Annotated in this window: 11 protein-coding genes and 2 pseudogenes; 6 read left to right on the forward strand and 7 right to left on the reverse strand. The window is 71.3% G+C overall.

Going from position 1 to position 19,012, the window contains the following annotated elements; all coding sequences use genetic code 11:
• The 3 genes from AB0F56_RS35130 to AB0F56_RS35140 all read left to right on the forward strand — a co-directional run.
• Nucleotides 1-224: HAD-IA family hydrolase (locus AB0F56_RS35130; RefSeq protein WP_362017265.1), on the forward strand; the 224-nt coding region annotated here is incomplete at its 5' end.
• Nucleotides 225-1,543: 1,319 nt separating this feature from the next.
• Entirely contained in the window at nt 1,544-2,971 is a 1,428-nt protein-coding gene (locus tag AB0F56_RS35135) for a serine hydrolase (protein ID WP_362017267.1), read from the forward strand.
• A 162-nt stretch (nt 2,972-3,133) separates the two neighbouring features.
• On the forward strand, nt 3,134-3,955 hold the full coding sequence (locus tag AB0F56_RS35140) for an isocitrate lyase/phosphoenolpyruvate mutase family protein (protein WP_362017269.1): 822 nt from the start codon (nt 3,134-3,136) through the stop codon (nt 3,953-3,955).
• Between the two features lie 371 nt (nt 3,956-4,326).
• On the opposite strand, the gene AB0F56_RS35145 is transcribed toward AB0F56_RS35140, so the two are convergent.
• Together AB0F56_RS35145 and AB0F56_RS35150 are read right to left on the reverse strand one after the other, a co-directional pair.
• Nucleotides 4,327-4,962 (reverse strand): LmeA family phospholipid-binding protein, encoded by a 636-nt coding sequence (locus AB0F56_RS35145; protein ID WP_362017271.1) that lies wholly within the window; start codon nt 4,960-4,962, stop codon nt 4,327-4,329.
• A 216-nt stretch (nt 4,963-5,178) separates the two neighbouring features.
• The gene (locus AB0F56_RS35150; protein ID WP_362017273.1) at nt 5,179-7,569 is read right to left on the reverse strand and encodes an MMPL family transporter; all 2,391 of its coding nucleotides are present in this window, start codon (nt 7,567-7,569) and stop codon (nt 5,179-5,181) included.
• Between the two features lie 189 nt (nt 7,570-7,758).
• Here AB0F56_RS35150 and AB0F56_RS35155 point away from each other — a divergent pair, with 189 nt between their 5' ends.
• On the forward strand, nt 7,759-8,412 hold the full coding sequence (locus tag AB0F56_RS35155; protein WP_362017275.1) for a TetR/AcrR family transcriptional regulator: 654 nt from the start codon (nt 7,759-7,761) through the stop codon (nt 8,410-8,412).
• 382 nt (nt 8,413-8,794) lie between these two features.
• On the opposite strand, the pseudogene AB0F56_RS35160 reads toward AB0F56_RS35155, so the two are convergent.
• The 4 genes and pseudogenes from AB0F56_RS35160 to AB0F56_RS35175 all read right to left on the reverse strand — a co-directional run.
• Nucleotides 8,795-8,955 (reverse strand): annotated as a pseudogene (locus tag AB0F56_RS35160) (transposase); the annotation flags it as partial.
• A gap of 99 nt (nt 8,956-9,054) precedes the next feature.
• Complete coding sequence (locus tag AB0F56_RS35165) at nt 9,055-12,300, reverse strand: tetratricopeptide repeat protein (RefSeq protein ID WP_362017277.1); 3,246 nt, start codon at nt 12,298-12,300, stop codon at nt 9,055-9,057.
• Nucleotides 12,301-12,413: 113 nt separating this feature from the next.
• A complete protein-coding gene (locus tag AB0F56_RS35170) occupies nt 12,414-12,887 on the reverse strand; it encodes a hypothetical protein (RefSeq protein ID WP_362017279.1) in 474 nt (157 codons plus the stop codon).
• Between the two features lie 92 nt (nt 12,888-12,979).
• Nucleotides 12,980-16,297 carry a hypothetical protein gene (locus tag AB0F56_RS35175; protein ID WP_362017280.1) on the reverse strand — a complete coding sequence of 1,106 codons (3,318 nt, stop codon included), beginning with the start codon at nt 16,295-16,297 and terminating at the stop codon, nt 12,980-12,982.
• A 1,218-nt stretch (nt 16,298-17,515) separates the two neighbouring features.
• Between AB0F56_RS35175 and AB0F56_RS35180 the strand changes: the two genes are divergently transcribed.
• Nucleotides 17,516-18,037, forward strand: coding sequence for a GNAT family N-acetyltransferase (locus tag AB0F56_RS35180; protein WP_362017282.1), 522 nt, complete (start codon nt 17,516-17,518; stop codon nt 18,035-18,037).
• Nucleotides 18,038-18,058: 21 nt separating this feature from the next.
• Here AB0F56_RS35180 and AB0F56_RS35185 read toward each other — a convergent pair whose 3' ends face one another.
• Nucleotides 18,059-18,598, reverse strand: coding sequence for a GNAT family N-acetyltransferase (locus AB0F56_RS35185; protein ID WP_362017284.1), 540 nt, complete (start codon nt 18,596-18,598; stop codon nt 18,059-18,061).
• Nucleotides 18,599-18,687: 89 nt separating this feature from the next.
• On the opposite strand from AB0F56_RS35185, the pseudogene AB0F56_RS35190 reads away from it, so the two are divergent.
• Nucleotides 18,688-18,959, forward strand: a pseudogene (locus AB0F56_RS35190) (transposase family protein); the annotation flags it as partial.
• Nucleotides 18,960-19,012 lie beyond the last annotated feature (53 nt).

Genomic DNA, 19,012 nt, shown 5'->3' on the forward strand with positions numbered 1-19,012 from the left:
ACCTGCTGGCCGCCGAGCAGCTTGGCGCCAAGCCGGAGGATTGCCTGGTCATTGAGGACGCGCCGTCCGGAGTCGAGTCCGGGCTGCGGGCCGGCATGACGGTGTGGGGAGTCAACACGCCGGCCCCGGTGGACGGCGTGCACCGCCATTTCGCGAGCCTCCGCGAGGCAGTACCCGACATCCTCGCCTTCGCGACGGGCTCGCACCGGGACTCCACGGTCTGAGCGCGCACCGGTGTCGGCGGCCCGCAGGACTGGAGCCTGTCTCTTGGAAGTGCTGTGCGTGGGGTGCTGCATGCTGGGTCGATATCCTGTGTCGGCGTCCGCGGCATGGTGTGAAACTTCGGGCCATGACCTCACCCGAGCTCAGTGACCTGGACTGTCTCCGGGAGATCGAGCGCCTTGCCAACCGCGTCAGTGTGGAGGCATCCAACGATGGATGGCTCTCGTTCCAGGCAGACCCGGGAGCGGCAACACCACTCCAGCGCAGCGGAACGCCGTTGCTCGGGCTCTGCGCCAGTACCACTTCGACGGGGATGGTTGTCTGGACGAGGACCGCCCTCTGGTCCGCCTCGTGCCCGCGGCCGGTGTTCCTGGCCGCTGAACAGGGGCGTGTGCGCTTCCTCAGGCAGCGGGGAACCGCGAGTCGCCCCCTGCTGTATGACCGAACTGTCACAAGATCTGCGCAGTGGAACATCACCGCCTCGGTACACGTCTCGGGAGGTGGCGGGGCTGCCGGCCCCCGAGAAACGTAGTGCGAGCAGGCAGGGCTGACCAGGATGACGACGGATGCAGTGACGGGCGGAGGCGCGGGGTCTCCGGAGCGCGAGAACGAGATGGAGACAGCGGGTGCGGCTGACGACCGTCGGACGCGCGCGAGTGACAGCGTCACGGGTGCGGAGCACCCCGCCGAGGAGCCGTCTGAGTCCGCAACGGCCCGCAAGCAGGTGGCGGAGGAAGCTCCGGACTCTCCCGACGACGCTGCCCTCGTGCAGGGCGTCACCGACAAGGACGACGCGCACCCCCGTACGGATGCGGGTGTGCTGAAGGCCGATCGTGGGGCCGCGAGACCCGCCGACGCCGGGGAGGACAGAGCCCGGCCCGGGGCTGACTCCCGCACGGAGGGTGTCCCCGTGTCCGCGGACGGACCCCACGTCCCGGGCCGGTCCGGCGTCGAGGACCCGCCCCGGGGCGAGGATCGGACCGGTTCCGAGGAAGCGTCCGGTGCCGTCCAGACGACCTCGGCGGAGAGCGGGACCGGATCGCCTGGTCCTGCACCCGCCCGGCCACTGGCAGCCCCGGCCGACGACGAGCCCGAATCGTCCCCCGGCACCGCCTCCCTCACGGAGCCCGGCACCGGCCCCTCCGTGGCTGACCCTCGACCGGCCGTGGACCAGGCCACCGCCGTCCTGCGCACGGTAGCCCCTGCTTCCGGACGGAGTGCCGCGCCGATCGGCGACGCGCGAGCGGCGGACGCACCCGGCCGGCCCGTTCCCTCGTGGGCGCGGTCCGCAGAGGGCGACCATCGAAGCGACGCCGTCGCCGTGCCCGCGACCGCGGACACCCCGACCGCGAACTTCGCCGTCCCTGCGGCCCCCGCACCGAGCCCTTCCGAGCCCACGGCCGTTGACGCACCGGCGACCGCGCACTCTGCCGACGCCCCGCTCGACCTCCTCGCCCAGCTCACCAACACCCCACCCCCGGCAGAGACTCCGCGCCGCACCGCGGCAAGGCGAGTGAAAGTGTGGGGCCCGCTCCTGGTGCTCCTCGCCGGCGCGGTGGCCGGTGCCCAGTTGCTGCGTCCGCTGCCCGAACCCCGGTTCGTCGCGACCGAGCAGAGGCACACCGTGGAAGGGCAGCTCTCCCTGCCCTGGCCCGGGGCAGGCCAGGGGGCCGTACGCCTCCCCGGTACGGGGACGATCAGCACGTTCGGCGAGCAGAAGCCCGTGCCGACAGCAAGCGTCGCCAAGATCATGACCGCGTACGTCGTGCTCAAGGACCATCCGCTACGCAAGGGCGAGACCGGTCCCACGATCACCGTCGATGCCAAGACCGTCGCGGAGGGCCAGTCGACGGACGAGTCCCGGATCACCGGGCTCACCGAGGGCAGCACCTACAGCCAGCTCGACATGCTGAAGATGCTGATGATCCCCTCCGGGAACAACGCGGCCCGACTGCTGGCACGCTGGTCCACCGGCAGCGGTTCCGAGGCTGCCTTCGTGGACAAGATGAACGCCGCCGCCCGCGAACTCGGCATGAACGACACCACCTACACCGACCCGAGCGGCCTGGACGCGGGGACCGTCAGCACGGCCATCGACCAGCTCAAGCTCGCCGAGGCGGTGATGAAGCACGACGTGTTCCGCTCCGTGATCGCCCTGCCGGAGGCCGAGATCAAGAACCTCTCCCAGCGGCTGATCAACAACAACACCCTCCTCGGCGCACCCGAGTTGAGCGTCCGCGGCATCAAGACCGGTTCGAGCACCCCGGCCGGCGGAGCGCTGGTCTGGGCGGGCTACAAGTCCGTCGGCGAGGAGACCCCACTGATCCTGGGCGCTCTGATGGACCAGCGCGCGGACGGCCCGGATCCCAACGCGACCAGGAGCCTGGCCCTGGTGCTGGCCAACAGCAAGAAGGTCATCGAGTCCGTCCGCGGCGCCCTGACCTCCGCACAGGTGGTCCAGAAGGGCGACACGGTCGGGTACGTCGACGACGGGCTCGGCGGCCGCACACCGCTCGTCGCGGCAGCGGACCTGACCATCGTCGCCGCCCCGGGGCAGACACTGCGCCTCACCCTCGGCACGAGCCCCAAGAAGGGTACGAAGGCCACGGTTCCGCGCACGGCCGCAGCGCGTACCGAGGTGGGCGTGCTGACCGTCGGCGAGGGAGCGGGGGCCAGGAGCGTGCCGGTCGTGGTCGGCCGCGAACTCTCCGAACCGTCCATCGGCACCCGACTCACCCGCACTGGCTGACCGGATCACCGCTCTCAGCGGAAGGGGACAGGGCTGGCGCGGCGATGACGACCAGCCCGAGGTCCCCGGCCGACCGTACGACAGCAGGGCACGTCCGCGTTCCCGCCCCAGGAAGACGTCGTCTTCGCCGCGGGCATGACCGCTCGTGGTGCAATGTCGCCCATGGCAACCCTTCTCGACATGGCACAGCTGTTCCGTTCCCTGCACGAACCAGGAACGCCGCTGGTCCTGCCCAACGCATGGGACGGCGCTTCCGCCCGCGTAGTCGCGGACGCGGGCGCTCGGGCGATCGCGACCACCAGTGCCGGGGTCGCATGGTCACTCGGCCACGGCGACGGCGACCACCTCACCCGCGAGCAGGCGCTCGGCGCGCTCTCCCGGATCACGGCCGTTGTCGACGTGCCTGTCACCGCCGACATCGAACGCGGCTACGCGGCCGACCCTGCCGGTGTCGCCGAGACCGTGCGGGGCGTCCTCGCCGCCGGAGCCGTGGGCATCAATCTGGAGGACACCCTGCGTCCCGTCGCCGAGCAGGCCCAGCGGATCGCGGCGGCCCGCGAGGCCGCGGACGATGCCGGCATCCCGTTGTTCATCAACGCCCGCATCGACACGCATCGCCTGCCGCCCGGTGACCGCTCGGCCTGGCTGGGCGAGACGCTCACCCGCGCACGCGCCTACGGGACAGCCGGCGCGGACGGCATCTTCGTTCTCGGGACACCGGACGCCCAGACCGTCCGCACGCTCGTCGACTCTCAACCGCTGCCTGTGAACGTCCTCGCCGGACCCGGCGCACTGCCCGTGCCCGAGCTCGCCGACGCCGGAGCCGCACGCGTCAGCGCGGGATCCTCCATCGCCGAGGCAGCGTACGGGCTGGTGGAGCGAGCGGCTCGCGAACTGCTGACGAAAGGCACGACAACCTCGCTGGAGGGCGGCTTCGACTACGCCGACCTCAACACCCTGCTCCTGTCCCGACCCGCGCGCTAAGTCCGAGCGGGCCACCGGAACTGGGCCCAGTAGAAGCGGTCATGGTGTGCCGTCGACAGCGACGGTTGATCGCCGCCGCGGAACCCATGGCGAATTCTGGGTGGTGGCCGGCGACGGCCCTGGCCCCGACGTCACCACGGCTGTGCCGTTGGGTGACTCGATTGGCCATAACGGCGAAGCGGTCGGCATCCCCCTTCATACGGAGGGATCTGTGACGGTTGCCCTCTCCGGGTGGGAGGGGGTACCTCCTGACGGGCGCGGCTCCCTGCTCGGAACCTGTGTGATCAACGCTGCCGACAGGGAACTTTCCCTGATCAACGTCGAGGACACCAAGGCAGGAGGTCGCCGACCGGGCGGCACGGGGCGGTGGGTCAGGTGAGGTGCACCCGGCGGGCCTCGGCGTGGGCGGTGATCCCGTCCGGGCCAACGGTGACCTCGGTGGGCCTCAGGCCCAGCGGGAGCGGCGGCAGTTGCCGGTGCTCGCGGGACAGGGCCCCCGCGATGGCGGGCGCGGTTGGATCGAGCGTGCGGCCAGCCAGAGTTGCGCTGTCCGCGTGCAGGGTGACCACGCCCGCGTCGAGGCGGGGTTCGGCCGTGATGACCAGGGGCATACCCAGCACGCCGCTCTCGATCCGCAGCCGGCCGCCGCCGGCGTCGGAGAGCCGCATCTCCCGGTCGCCGGCCGTGCCGAGCGCGTCGAACGGTGCGGTGAACGCGGCGTCGACCGAGTCCGCCGCGTAGCCGCCGGGCTGTTCGGACACCCGGTGGAGGTCGACTACGGCCTTGACGGGGATGCCGTTGGACGTTTGGGCATCTCCCGTGACCCGGACCTCGGGATGGTGCCCCCGGGCGGCGTGCATCAGGAACGGATGGCCGTCGATGGTGACCTCCGGCGAGGTCAGAACACCGCCCGGGCGGGTGGCGATCCGGTCGGCGAACTGCTCTTCGCCGAGCCGGCGGGCCAGGGCGTCGGCCGTGAGCAGGAGGGCTCCCACGAGTACGGTCACGGTCGCCATCCGCCGGTACGGGCGGCCAGTGCGGCCCCTGCGTAGGTTCCGGCGCTCGGGGGCGGGTGGGGACGCGGGCGCGTGCGGGGTGCGGAACGGCATGGGTCAGTACCTCGGGGTCGGGCCGGAGTCGGGGTGGGGTGGGGTGCGGTGGGGTAGCGGCGATGGTCGGGGCGGGGTTGAGGATTCGGGGGGTTCGGTCGCGACGGGGGCGGATCAGGGTGCGGGAAGGTGGTCGGCTCGGGAACCGGCGCCGGCCTCGGACGGTTGGGCCGCGGGCTTCGCCGTGTGGGCGCGAGCGCGCGGGGCGGGCGTGGGGGTGCCCTCTATGTCCACGCGCGGCAGGACCCGGTCGAGCCACGCCGGCAGCCACCAGTTGCGCGACCCGAGCAGCACCATGCTGGTCGGGACGAGGAGGCCGCGGACGACGGTGGCGTCCAGGGCCACCGCCGCGGCCAGTCCGATCCCGAACATCTTGACCACCGGGTCTTCGGACAGCAGGTAGCTCAGGAAAACGCAGAGCATGATCAGCGCAGCCGAGCTGATGATCCCGGCCGTACCGGTCAGCCCGTCCACGACCGCGCGCCGGTTGTCGCGGTGTCGCAGGTAGGACTCGCGCACGGCAGTCAGCAGGAACACCTCGTAGTCCATGGAGAGCCCGAACAGCACGGCGAACATCAGCAGCGGGACGTAGCCCGGGATCGGCACCGGCCCGTCGAGGCCGAGCAGGTCGGCTCCCCATCCCCACTGGAACACCGCGGTCAGCACGCCGTACGAGGCCGCGACCGAGATCAGGTTCATGGCGGCCGCCTTGGCCGCGACCACGGGCGCGCGGAAGGCGAGCAGGAGCAGCAGCCCGGCGACCAGGACGACGGTGGCGATGATGACCGGCATCCGGTCCGCGAGCCGGGCGTTCAGGTCTGCCTGGGCGGCCGTGGGCCCGCCTACGTGGGTGGCGGCCCCCGTACCCGCGGTGGCCTCGGGCAGGGTGGTCCCGCGCAGCTGCTCCACGAGGGCGACGGTCCGCGGGTCGCCGGGACCGGTGGTGGGGGTGACCTGCCAGAGGACGGTACGGCCGTCCGGGCCGATGCGTGCCGGGCCGACCGCCTCGATCCCGGGGGTCCGCGCGAGGGCCTCGGTGACCGGGGCGACGCGGTGATCGGAGGGGCCCTCGGCCGCGGTGGGCAGGGTCTCGGTTACCTGGACCGGGCCGTTCGCGCCCGGTCCGAAGGCCTCGGCCAGCTGCTCGTACGCGGTGCGGCTCGCCGTGCCGGTCGCCTTGTCGCCCGCGTCGAGTTGGCCGAATGTCAACCGAGCGGCCGGCGCTGCCAGGACGGCCAGCAGGACCAGGCTCGCGAGCAGGTAGCGCCAGGGCCGGTCGGCGACGTGCGCGGCGAACCGCCGCGCACGCGCGTGCACAGGCTCGGTGATGTCGGCGGCGCCCTCGATGTGCTCGATGTGCTCGTCGCGCTCAATGTGTTCGGCGCCGGATGGCCCGGAGCGAACGGCGGGCGAAGCGATCGGATCCGCCGGGCCCGGCGTGGGCCTCGTGGCCGCGGGCTTCGCCTGGGCCCGCCTGCCCTCGCGGCGCCCGCGCGTGCGGTGACCCAGGCGGTGGCCCAACAGGCCGAGCAGGGCCGGGAGCAGAGTCAAGGCGGCCAGGACCGCGACGAGTACGGCGATGCCGGGGGCCAGGGCCAGGGCATGCAGCAGCGGCAGCCCGCCGAGCGCCAGCCCGGCCAGCGCCGCCGCCACCGCGCCGCCGGCGAAAGCGGCGGCCTTGCCGGTGCTCGCCGTGGTGTGCCCGACTGCCTCCGGCACCTCGTGACCCCACGCCAGGAGTCCACGGAAGCGCGTGAGACAGAACAGGGTGTAGTCGATGCCCACGCCGAGGCCGATCATCGCCGCGATGGTGGCCCCGGACGAGGGCATGTCGAGGAGGTGTCCCACCAGCCCGATCACCGACAGCGAGACCACCAGCCCGAGGACCCCCACCAGCAGGGGCAGCCCTGCCGCGAGGATTCGGCGCAGTGTGAGGAAAAGGATCACCGCGGCCGCCGCGAGACCGATCAGCTCACTGTGTGCGGTGGACCGCTTGTCGACGGCCGCCGCGAGGTCGCCTCCTGCCGTGACCTCGATACCGGCCCCGCGCGCGGGTTCTGCGGCCGAGAGCACGGCCTCGCTGATCTCCGGGGTGATGTCACGCCCCGTCACGTCCAAGCCGACGGACAGGTAGGCGGTGTGCCCGTCCGCGCTCATGGCCGCGCCGCCCGAGGGCCCGTACGGCGTGGCGACCGCGACCACATGGTCCGCCGCGGCCACCTCGGCCGCGGCCGCCTCCACCGCCCGTCGCGCGGCCGCGGAGGTCAACTCCGGGCCGTCCGGCGTCGTATGCAGGACGATCGGCTGGTTGCCGGACGCGGGTCCGGGGAGGGTCTCGGCCGCGTCCCGGGCCGCCTGACTGTCGCTGCCGGGGATGACCACGGCCTCGGTGGTGACGCGACCCTGCAGGGCCATGGCTGCCACCACGGCGATCACCACGGCCGCCCACACGGCGAGGACGCGTACGGGTCTGCGGGCGCACCATCGGCCCAGGGCGAAGAACATCGTGCTGCGTACCCCTCCACGGATCCACGAATGAAGTTGCACTCTGAGTGCAGATTTACGGTTGCACTAGGAGTGCAATAATGTCAATCGGAGAGAGGAGCCCAGGTGGAACGGCAGGGTGAGGAGCAGGACCGGCAACGGCGGGGACAAGAGCCGGAGCAGGGTGCGCGGGAAAACCGGCGGCCCGGCTTGCCACCCGCCGGGACCAAGGACGGCCGGACCGAGCGCGGCCGGCAGACCCGCGAGAAGATCGCCGACGCGCTGCTCGCCCTGCTCGACGAGGGCATGACGGAGTTCCCCGCCGACCGGGTCGCCGAGTACGCCGGTGTCTCGCGCCGCTCGGTGTTCCACCACTTCGCCGACATGGCCCAGCTCGTGGACACCGCCATTACCCGCCGGCTGGAACAACTCGCTTCGCAGATAAGGCCGTTGCCCACCGAAGGGCCGCGGGAGGTGCGGGTCGCGGCGCTGGTCGAGCAGCGCTCCCGGATCCTCGAATGGATCACCCCGGCCCGTCTGGCGATGATCCGCATGGACAACCCCTCGGAACGGATCCGTCAGGTCACCGCGGACGCCTTCCGCGATGCCCGCGAGCGCTTGGAGGCAGTGCTCGCCGAGGAACTCGACCGGCTCCCCGCCCGGCAACGCAGGGACCTGGCCGACGGGTTGGACGCGGTGACCACGTGGGGCGCCTGGCACCACTGGCGGTCCACGGGACTCGACGCCGAACAGGCGCGGCACGCCATGGAGGCCACCGTGCTGAACCTGCTCGCCGCCGCCGACCCACCGGGCGCGCCCCGGCCCTGCGGGACGACTCCGCCTGACCACCCCGGCGTGCCATGAAGACGGTGACCGGGAAGACCATTGCGTACCCGACCACACCGCCGCGCTGACGATCACATGCTTCCGCGATCAGCGGCCTCGTCCGGTTCGACCGCGCCATCGCCGGGATGACCAGAGTTGAAGGACGACGATGCCGCCACGTTCGTGGACTTCCGACCGCCCACGCCCAGGTACCTCGCATGGGAAATCGCACGTCTGGGCTGTGACCCCAGCAGCATGCCGGCCAACGGCGTGGAGGGCTGGCTCACCGGATACACCGATCTCACCCTGGCCTACCAGGACGCCAACCCCAAGGCGACCCTCATGACCACGTAAGCGCCGCAGGGCCGGCCCTGGCCAGCGGCCCCGGCGTCCCACACCGGGCCTGCAACCGCGGTCGGGGACACCCCGTGCGGCTCTGGTAGAGGATCACGTTCACAATTTCCCGCATCGCGTACTTGCCCTCATGGCCGCCGACCGACGGATGTCGGGCCTTCAACGCCGCGATCACGAGTCCCACTGCGCGTCGGTGAGATCACTCGGCTACTGCTTGCGCATGCTCATGCCACAACCAAGCGGACCCCGAACGTCTGACCGGTGAGATGGCACAACATCACACCATCGAGCGACGACGAGCCGGACGGAAGATCACGTACCGCACTCTCACAACCCCAGTACTTCGCATACGGCATCCATGGTGGCTTCTGTCTGGGTCACCCTCCTGATGCGATCAGCCCTGGCCGTGGAGCCGAGCTTGTCGAGCACTGCGGCGTAAGTGATCAGTGCGTCTCTCAGGTCGTCCGCGTACTCGTGCGGCGCGTACGCGGCCAACTGCACGAACAGGGCGACCGCTTCCTCCAGCGCGGCCTCGGCCTGCGGGAGCCCGCTGCCCCGGGCTGCCCTCAGTCGGCCCGCTCCCCACAGCGCCTTGGCGATGAAGGGGCGGTAGACAGCCGGGTCGGCCGGAGAGAGGCGGCGCAGGTTCCCGACGACCTCGTCGGCCGCGGTGAGTGCCTCGTCGTACCGCTCACCTTTGACCAGCAGGCTGTTGAGCCTGTTCACGGACACGGCGAGATACGGCAGATGGGTCGCGGGATCCGCTGCCACCAGGCGCCAATAGACGGCCAGCGCCTCGCGCGCGGCCGACAACGCCCCGTCTTCCTCAGCGTCGGCCAGCAGACCGCTGAGGTTGACCAGGCTCTTGGCGAGGCCCGCCTGGTGGGCCTCGGAGCCGATTCCGGCCAGGCGCCGGTGGATCTCGACCAACTCGCGCAGGGGCACCAGCGTCTCCCGCAAGCGCCCAGCGGCCCGGAGCCGGGTGGCCAACTCCTCCAACAAGGCGATGAGACGGTCAAGTTGGGCGTCCGGATCGGCTTCGGCCAGTCGCCTGCGCACTTCGATCGCCGCCCGCAGGGCGGCCAGCACCTCGGGGCGCCGCATGCCCCCCAGCAGGGCGCACAGGTTGTCCAGGGCCAGCGCGTAGTCGGGCAGGTGGGCGGCGGGGTCCACATCGGCCAGTCGGCGGCCCACGTCGACCGCTTCCCGTATCACCTGCGACGCCTCGTCCAGACGTCCCAGGCGGGCGAAGACGGCACTCAGGTTGTTCAACGACTTGGCGAGGTCGGGCTCGTGCGTGTCGGGGTTGATCGCGGCCAGCCGGCGGAAGAGCGCCACGGCCTCCTCAAGCGTCGGCACCGCCTCATTCGGCCATCCGGCCTCGACCTGGTAGCTGCCGAGATTGTCCAGGGCCGCGGCGAGGCCGGGTTCATGGGCATCGGAGTTGGCAGTGACCAGTCGCCTTGAGGTGGTGACGACCTCCTCCAGGGTCAGGGCCGCCTCCTGCGGCAGTCCGAGTTCCCGCAACCACATCGCCCGGTGGCGCAGCGCCCGGGCGAGATCGGGCAGGTGGGCGGAGAGATTCCGCTCCACGACCAGCTGGAGAAGCTCGATGGCACTGTCGGCTGCCGCCAGCGCGTCCTCCGGCCGCTCCAGGGCGGAGAAGATCATCCCGAGATTGTCCGCCGCGGTGGCGACCGGGACGACGTAACGCTGTCGCGTGGCATCGTCGCCCTGGAGCAGGATGGCCGCCGCCTCCATCGTGACCCGCAGAGCCTCTTGTGGCCGTCGGTGCCGAAGAAGGGCGGAGCCCAGATTGATCAAGGCTCCGGAGAGAGCGCTGGGGTCGCTCTCCGGATCGGCCGCCATCAGTTCCCGCGAGATCGCCGCGGCCTCTTCGGCCACCACCAATTGCTCGATCTCCCTGCCCACGCCGGGCAGGTAGGCGCTGAGGTTGACCAAAGCTCCTGCCAGGCCTGCCCGGTGGGCCCCAGGATCGGCCTCCGCCAGCGAGCGGAACATGGTGGTGGCACGCTCCGCAGAGACCACCGCTTTGTCGGCCAGACCGGCATGGGCGTAGCGCGCGGAGAGCCGGCTCTGCAGGATCGCCCGGTCGACGGCGGATTCGGTGTCCGCCAGGCGGCGGTCGGTGAGGCGCTCCGCCACCGCGGCGATGCCCGCGTCGAGGTCGATGTGCCGGTTGGCGGGCAGGACCGTGTCGATCGATTCGAGGACGCCGAGCAGGCTGCCGTCCAGCACCTCGCCGTCCGCGATCCTGGCAAGGGCGCCGAGCGCGACCGAGCCCGCGTCCAGCGCGATCCGGGGATCGGCCTTCACCACCGGGTACAGGTACCCCTCCCCTACGTGCGGCCAGCGGTCCGCCGCCGCCGCGAGGTGGGCGACGGTCCGCGGCGCCCAGGCCGGCGCCGCGCCGTCGTCCCCGCGGCGCAGGACCGCGGCGGGAACGGCAGCCGCCCAGTCGTCCGACGGGTACCCGGTGATCGGACTGCCGGGCAGCATGAGAGCGACGAAGTCCTCTGCCAGGCGATCGGGCAGCAGCGGTTCGAAGGAGTTGACGCGTGCGGGGTCGCCGGGCGGGTAGCAGACGCCGTGGTCCAGGAGGATCCGCTCGGCGGGTGCGTGCGGCATCAGCCGTTCGATGACGCTCCTGGCGGTCCGCCGGTCGGCGGGTCCGATCAAGGTGGCGGCGAACACCACGCGCGCCATGTCCTTGTCGGGGGTCCGGAAGTCGAGGCCGTGCCGGGCATTCTCGTACAACTGGCGCCAGTTCTCGTGCTCCCGGTCCAGCAGGTAGACCGTCCGGCCGACCATGTCGGCGGGGGCACGGCGGCCGTGGGCCGCCGCGTCCACCGCCACCAGGGCGGCCATGTGCACCACCAGCGTCACCCCGAAGTCCGGATCGTCCAGGGCATCCGGAGGTGTGATCGCCCGGGGTTCGTCGATCTGCGGGTAGTGCCGCGCGAAGCACTGGCACGCCGTAGTGAACATGCGCTGGCGCGTGCTGCCATCGTCAGGCAGCGGCGGCAGGAACTGATCGGACGTGTCGATGCTCTCCCGGAACTGGCCGAGCTTTCCCCGCAGTGCCGGCCATCCGGTCGCCGACCGTCCGATCAGCAGGACCCTCGCCGGGACGGAGTGACGCAGGATGCGGTTGTGGAGCAGCCAGCTCAGGTCCGCCAGGGGCCAGCGGTCCGCATAGTCGACCAGCAGCAGGATCCCGGTGTGCCCGTCGGGACGCAGGTCCTCGCTGGCTTCCGCCGACGGGTGGGCGTCGGTGCCGTGCGCCGCGTCGACCACCTTCCAACCCGCGCCCAGGGACTCGGCGGCCAGCAGGTTCGCCAGGCGCGTCTTTCCCTGGCCGCCCTTCCCGTGCAGCCACCGCACCGAGAACCGCGGCCCGGTGTCCCGCCACGTGACCAGCTCCTCCAACTCGGCGGCGCGGCCCGTGAAGTCGACGATCTCCGCGCGTGCGTCGAGCATCCGGCTGGGCTGGGCCCGCAGCCACGGCGACTCCAGGCCCGTCCGCCAACGGTGGCCGAACAGCAGGTACACCGGCCTGCCGTCGCCGAAGACGTGGATGTCCGCGCCGATGCACCCGTAGCCGAAGCCGTTCTCGACGTGCACGACCTGCTGGACACCGGCCGATTCCCCGGACGGCACCTGGGTCATTCACTGGCCTCGGGCTCGTCGCCGAGGACGACCGAAGGTGCGGGCGGCTGCGCCGGTCCGTGATGGACGATCACATTGCCGCCGAGCGAGGCGAACACCTGCCCGTGGTCACGGGCGATGTTCGTCTGTCGCTGCTGCCAGACCTGTTGCGCCGACGGCAGTTGCTCCTGGATCTCGCGCACCAGCAGCTGAAGTTCCTCCGCCGCGTCGGGATGCTGCCGCAGCAGGGCCGCGAGCTGGAGCCGCCAGACCGGAACCAGGTCCTGACGGACCGCCTCCGCGTCGTCGGAGTCCGCCACCAACGCGGCGTGGCCGTCCAACTGCCCTTCGACGGCAACTCGTTGGACGTCATCGGCACGGCGGAACAGTCCGGCCATCCGTGCGCGCGCCGTCGACCAGCCGTCGGTGGCCATGGCAGCCACCACCGTTGTCGCCCCGGTCATGGCCAAGGCGGCCACCTCTTCGATCACGACGCTCCCTCGTCATTCGGAATCGGATCCGCTTTCGCGGCCACTCAACTTATCCGCACCTACTGAAAGTTGTCCCCCGCCTCGCCCTCCCCTCACTGCGCGACGGCACCGTGGGACGCCACGTCGCCGTCGAGCAGGGCGACCACCAGCGGGGCGAGCTCGGGCCGGGAGAACACCACGGCCGCGAGCCATTCCGGGGTTCTCGTCCGCGTCGCCAGCAGGCGCATGATGTGGCGGCGGCAGAGCGCGGGATCGACGGCCACGGCCGCGAGCACCAGCGTCCGCACCTCGCGCTCCTTGTTGGCCAGGCTCCGCGAACCGAGGCTGCCGAAGGCTTCCTCCAGCAGGGCGGCGGCCGCGTCCTGGTCGCCGTCGCGGCCCAGTGCCTCGGCACGGGCGGCGAGCACCGGGATCCGCGGGTTTCCGAGCGCATCGTCCGCGAGATGAAGCATCGCGTCGGCGCGGTCCGGACGGCCTATGCGCGCGGCCACCTCCGCCACGGCCGCCCCTTGCTGCGCCCGTACGCCCTTCGTCGCGTCCGTCCATCCCTCGGCGGCCCGCCGGGCCAGATCCAGGAGGCGGTCGACATGGTCGTCCCTCCCCAGGGCGGCCGCGATCTCCGCGACTCTGAGCAATGCCTGCGCCCTGTTCGGCTCCGTCACCGCCAGCGCCTCGTACTCGGCGGCGGCGAGATCTCCCCCAACCGCGCGCTTCACCGCCGGTCCCGACTGGTCGCTGAACATGTCGGGCATCCGGATCCGGTCGGCGAACCTCCCGGCCCACTCCGGTTCCCCGCTGCGCAGGGCCGCCGACGCCGCAACGGCGGCGGGGTCCTGCTCCAGGCCCCTCCGGGACCTGGAGACCGAGGTCTTGGACACAGACCGGGCCACAGTCAGCAACCGCTCGGCCAGAGCGAAATGGCTCGCCTCGGCGGCTCCGATCGTGGCCTGCTCGAGGGCGAAGACGTAGCTTCTCTCTCCAGCGTGCGAGGCGAACTCCCGGGCGAGGGCGTGGTCTCCGGCGCGTCCCGCACCCCGCCCCAGGATTGCCGCGATGCGGTGCACCGCATCGGCGTCGCCGTTCGAGTTGGCCAGCGCGAACAGCGGTCCCGCCTGGTCGAACCGACCGTGGTGGGCCACGGCCTCGGCCACTGCCAGGGTCTCCCAGAAATGGCCCGTGCCGGGTGCGCCGAGGTCCCGCAGGATCCGTTCGGCGCGGCCCGGACTCCCGCATCGGGCCAGGGCCACGGCGAGATCGACCCGGCCGTCCGAATGATGGCGCGGACGGTCGATCGGGGCGGCCGCCCGCACGGCGTGTTCCAGGTACACCGACGCGGCATCGGAGTTGCCGCCTTCATGTGCCGCCTCGGCGCAACGTATCAGCGCGGCCAGCCGCGCCTCCGGGTCCACGAGGCCGTCGAGCAGATGCCAGGCCTGAGCGGGGCGGTCGAGGAGCTGGTACAGATGCGCCACGCGGGCGGCCCCCTGCCGGCCCTGCCCGGCCGCCTCTTCCACCAGACGTAGGCAGAGGTCCCGATCGGGCACGCGCGCCGCGGCCTCGGCGAGGTCGAGCACGGCGAAGAACCGTTCCCGGACCGCTCGCTGCACGGTGGCGTCCGTCGCGTCCGGTACGGGAGCAGGCAGCCTGGCCAGCATCTTCTCCGCGACCCGCAGCAGCGCGGCACCGGCCTTGGTCCCCTCCTTGTGGGCGACCCCCCGGGCGAACTCGGCGTACACACGGATCTGCGCACCCGCACCCTGGGGCCGGGGAAAGGCGAGAACGCACTCCTGCGCCCCGCGCACCTGGGCCGAGCGGGCGGCGATGCCTACGAGGGTGTCGTCGCTTCGCCCGCCGGCGCTGCCGGCGAGGCCCTCGGCGGTCCCGAGAATCCGCAGGGCGTCGGCGCGGTCGCCGATCTCCAGGTGGGCCTCGGCCACTGCGGCCAGGGCCACGGCCATGAGATCCGTCCCGGGGCTGGGCGGTGCGACACAGGCGATGTGCTCCGCCTCCCGGAGCAGCTCCAAGGCCGTCGTCCGCGCACCGCAAGCGTGCGCGGTGCGGGCCAGGGCGGCCAGAGAAGGAGCGTTCCAGACTCCGCCGGCCGGATCGTCGAGGGCGATGGCCCGGGCCTGAGCGACGTAGCGGTGGGCGCGCTCGGTGTCCCCCCGGCGTGCGGCCGCCTCGGCCATGCCTGTGTACGCCCGGACGGAGTGCCAGATCACCGATGCCAGGCACTCGGCCCAGGACCACTCCCCCTGCTCGGCCCAGGCCACCGGGAGGGCAGGGGGGAAGCCGAAGCTCACATGCCCCGGACGTTCGGTCAGCCGATAGCGGCGCATGGCCAGGACGCACGCCTCGCCCAGGCTGTCCGCCTCCGTCGCGGCCAGGACGTTCAGGACATCGGTGATTTCCTGCCAGGCGGGGGCCGGGTGACCGGCCCGGCGTTGCCACAGCGCGATCCGCTCGGGCGAGGGGAGGACGGCGAGCGCGGCGATATCCGCGCCCGCGACGAGCACCGCGGGGTAATGGTCCAGGAGATACGCCGGGGTGTCGTCCGGCCAGGCCCGACGCGCGAACTGTTCGGCCCAGGCGCGCAGAGCGCCACGATGCCGCTCGGTCTCGGCGTGACCGATCGCGGCGACGGTCTCCCGGCGCAGTGCGTCGTCGGCGAGGTCGAACCGCTCCTGTGACGAGTCCGGGTCGCCACGCGACGCCAGTAGGTCGGAAGGGACCGTCCGCAGCACGGCCCGCGCCTCGTGCGCGTCCATGCCGCCGCCTCGCGCGGCGAGGACCGCTTCGAGGTCGTCCGCGGTCAGGGGGCCGCCGACGGCGAGAGCCCCCAGCACCGTACGGGCATCACGGTCCGCCAGCACGGTGGCGAGGGGGCTCGCGGACAGCCGGACGCGAGGGCAGCGTCGCTCGTCCCGCAGCGGGTGCGACCGGGGCACGGCCTCCGGAATCCGGGGCGGGACGCGACTGAGGACCAGAACGTGACCGTGGGAGCCCGTCGCGGCGGGCAGCAGGGCCGCGATCGGGGGCGACTCATGGTCCTCGTCGAGGCCGTCCACGAGCAGCAGCAGGTGTCGGCCGCTCGCCTCGGCCCGCGCACAGGCACGGGCCCAGAGGCCGTCGAACGTGCTCGGTCTGGAGCGCGGCGGAGCCCCCTCGCCCAAAAACGCCGTGAGCCGGTCGTGGACTTCCTGTCGAAACCGCCTTGTCTGTCCGCCGGAGGCGCCCGACGCGAAAAAGGAGACGACATCGACGTCCTCCGGCGGGTGAGCGACGAGCCTCTCGGCCAGAGCGGTCTTGCCGGACCCGGGCGGCCCGACAACCCAGCGGTAGGACTCGTGGGAGCGCGCGAACGCTTCGAGTTCCGCCAGTTCGCCGTCCCGGCCGCGAACGTCGTCCATCAACTCCCCCTCGCCGGGAGCCGCGGAGGACCACCCTCGTCCCCACGGTGACAGAATGCACTCTCAACGGCCAGGGCCAAGATCCCCGTACGGCCGGAAGCGGCAGCCCTGATCGCCCGCAAGTCGGCCTCGGACAGCGGCTCGGCAAGCCCGTGCTGATGGACCCGGGCGGCGACCGCGGCCACCCAGTGCTCGGGTTCGACGTCGAGGCCGATCGAGTCGTTCTCTTTGCAGATCAGTGGGTCAGTGCTGGATGGGGGTGACGGCGAGGTCGCCGAAGTCGGGACGGGCCGGTGGTGGCGGGTACCGGGGTCGGGTCGGCGAGCGCGGAGGGCCCGCACCCGGTGCGAGGCCATGTCTTGCGAGGAGGGTGGCTGAACGGGACCTGTCATGCATGGTGGTTCAAGTCGACGAGTGCAATCGCGGAACAGCCCCATACGGAACGTCATTCAAGCACCGCCGGAGCTCAGCCACCTGTTCAACAACTCCGCCATCTTCTGACGGGTACTCAGAGTGTGGAACGTGATTTCTTGTCCGTTTCGTCGTTGAGGTGGGGGCCAGGGTGCCCGGCCAGGCGGTGATGCGGACGACGGAGGGCGGCGCGCCGGATCGCGGCCCGCCTCCGGGTGACGGCCCTGGGCCTCGCGGGCTTCGGCCTCGCGCAGCTTGTCCTCGGCGGCCTTCTCGCGGGGCTCGACCTCGGTGAGCGCGGCCCGCTCGGCATCCCGCGTCGCCGTGACGAACTCCGTCAGCTTCTCGGGTCGCTGAAACCGAGGCCGTCGAGGAGCTTCTTCACCGCCGCCCGGCCGCCCTGGGTCTTCTCACGGGCCAGCAGCCGCGACAGGCCCTAGGTGACCGCGCCGGTTGCGGTGCCGTCATCGGGCTTGTTCGGATCATGCTCGGGCGAGGCTCCGAGGATCGGGTAGATCGGCCGCCCGTCACGGGGGTACCCGACCGGAGCGAGTGGGTTGGGGAGCGAAGGGCGCGTCATGCGTGAACCATCCACAGGTCTCCAGCGCCCCCACGCCGTTGATCAGTCCAGCGATCGGACGAAGTCGGCCACCTTCTTGGACAGCTGCCTCAAGGGTGTCCCGTAACTGCTGGTCCTCTGGCTGTGCTCACGAGAAGCGTCAGCACACGGCGTCGGGGCACGGTCGCGGCCTTCGACCTACCCGAACCAGCCGAGGAAATCCGTTGTCGTGCCGTCGCTGCCATCGCATGCTTCCGTGCGTGAAGACTGAAGACGACTCCACTGAGGCCGCCGTCACCTTGCCTGTCAGCGTGCGTGATCTACTGCCACAGGATCTGCCGGCGTGCACTTGGTCGGGCTCGGACACCCACCTGCGCCACGTGGAACGGGAACTGGTGCGCGCTGCGACGGGTGAGGTGGACTATCTCGCTGTATGCACTCCTGCGGATCTGCCGGTGGCGATCGGCGGCATCGACTACCAAGTCTCCGAGGGAGCCGGGGCCCTGCGGCAGCTCGCCGTGCTGCCGGCACTACAGTCCTGCGGCTTGGGAACGCTGCTCGTCCGAGCGGCCGAACAACGGATCCGGGACCGCGGGCTGCGCAGGGTCGCACTCGCTGTAGAGGAGGACAATCCGCGGGCGCGCGCCCTGTATGAGCGCCTGGGCTATGTCGCATACGGCCGTGAGCCGGACGTCTGGGACGAAGAAGGGCCCGACGGGTCGATCCGTCGCCACGAGACGATGTGCGTTCTCATGCGAAGGAATCTCTGAACCCGCCGCAGCGCCACTTGTTCAACAGAGGCAGCCAGGATGGTCCTTGCGTAGGTCCCGGATGTACCAGTCGAATCGTGTGACGTCGTTGCTGTGCGGTTGCTTGCGGGGAGTGAATCCTGCGCGTCGCGCGACTTCGGCGGATGCGGGATTCTCGGGATCGACCTGGATGACCGCCTCCTGCGCGCCCCCAGCGGCCGCGTACCGGGATGCCAGGAGGACTGCGCGGGTGGCCAAGCCACGGCCTCTCCAGGACGGATAGAGGCCGTAGGCAACGTTCACCTGGCCGGGAGCCAAGCCCTCTCCTGTGAACCGCAGGTCGGTCGTCCCCGCGAGCACCCTGGCGGCGCCTGCCCGGATACCGAAGGCGCGGAGCGGACCGGCAGTGTCCCACTGTTCCCGACAGTGCTGGAAGTACGCTTCAACGCCCTCGCGCGTGCCGGGACCTCCGTTGAGCCAGCGAACCAGAAGCTCGTCTTCCCCCGTGAGATGTGCCTCCACATCGTCCAGGCGCAACGGCGACAGAGTGATGACCCCGTCGGACAGCTCTATTTCATGCATCCACCGATTCTTGACGGCGAAGCTGCGTCGCGCCATTGGATTCGGTGGGACGTCGTAAGAGCTGCTCCGCCACAGGAGACGATCTTGGTGTGGCTGGTGTGATCACGGCGTCAGAGCCGTCTTGGATAGCCCCGTTCCCTGGGCTGAGTCCGCGCTGCTTCGGCAAACTGCTGACCGCACTGCGGCGTGAAGGCGCGGACACGGTCCGCAGAGGGCGACCGTGGAGCCTGTTGTTCGAGGATCGGGTCCTGCCGGTCACTAGTACTGGCGCACCAACCTGACGCTGCGGCAGCTCGCCCCTCTGTTCGGTGTCTCAAAATCAGCGGCCGGCCGCATCATCGACCACCTCTCGCCTGCACTTGGCTTCGTTCACTTCGGAGGGTTCTGGCTCAACTTCTGTGGACCCGTTGCGGA

Source organism: Streptomyces sp. NPDC026092, assembly GCF_040638605.1.
Classification (GTDB): domain Bacteria; phylum Actinomycetota; class Actinomycetes; order Streptomycetales; family Streptomycetaceae; genus Streptomyces.

What these genes read in the sequence shown, in the direction of transcription:
- AB0F56_RS35140 (WP_362017269.1), top strand. Translation starts at nt 3,134, where the DNA reads ATGGCAACCCTTCTCGACATGGCACAGCTGTTCCGTTCCCTGCACGAA.
- AB0F56_RS35150 (WP_362017273.1), bottom strand. Translation starts at nt 7,569, where the DNA reads ATGTTCTTCGCCCTGGGCCGATGGTGCGCCCGCAGACCCGTACGCGTC.
- AB0F56_RS35175 (WP_362017280.1), bottom strand. Translation starts at nt 16,297, where the DNA reads ATGGACGACGTTCGCGGCCGGGACGGCGAACTGGCGGAACTCGAAGCG.
- AB0F56_RS35180 (WP_362017282.1), top strand. Translation starts at nt 17,516, where the DNA reads ATGCTTCCGTGCGTGAAGACTGAAGACGACTCCACTGAGGCCGCCGTC.
- AB0F56_RS35185 (WP_362017284.1), bottom strand. Translation starts at nt 18,598, where the DNA reads ATGCATGAAATAGAGCTGTCCGACGGGGTCATCACTCTGTCGCCGTTG.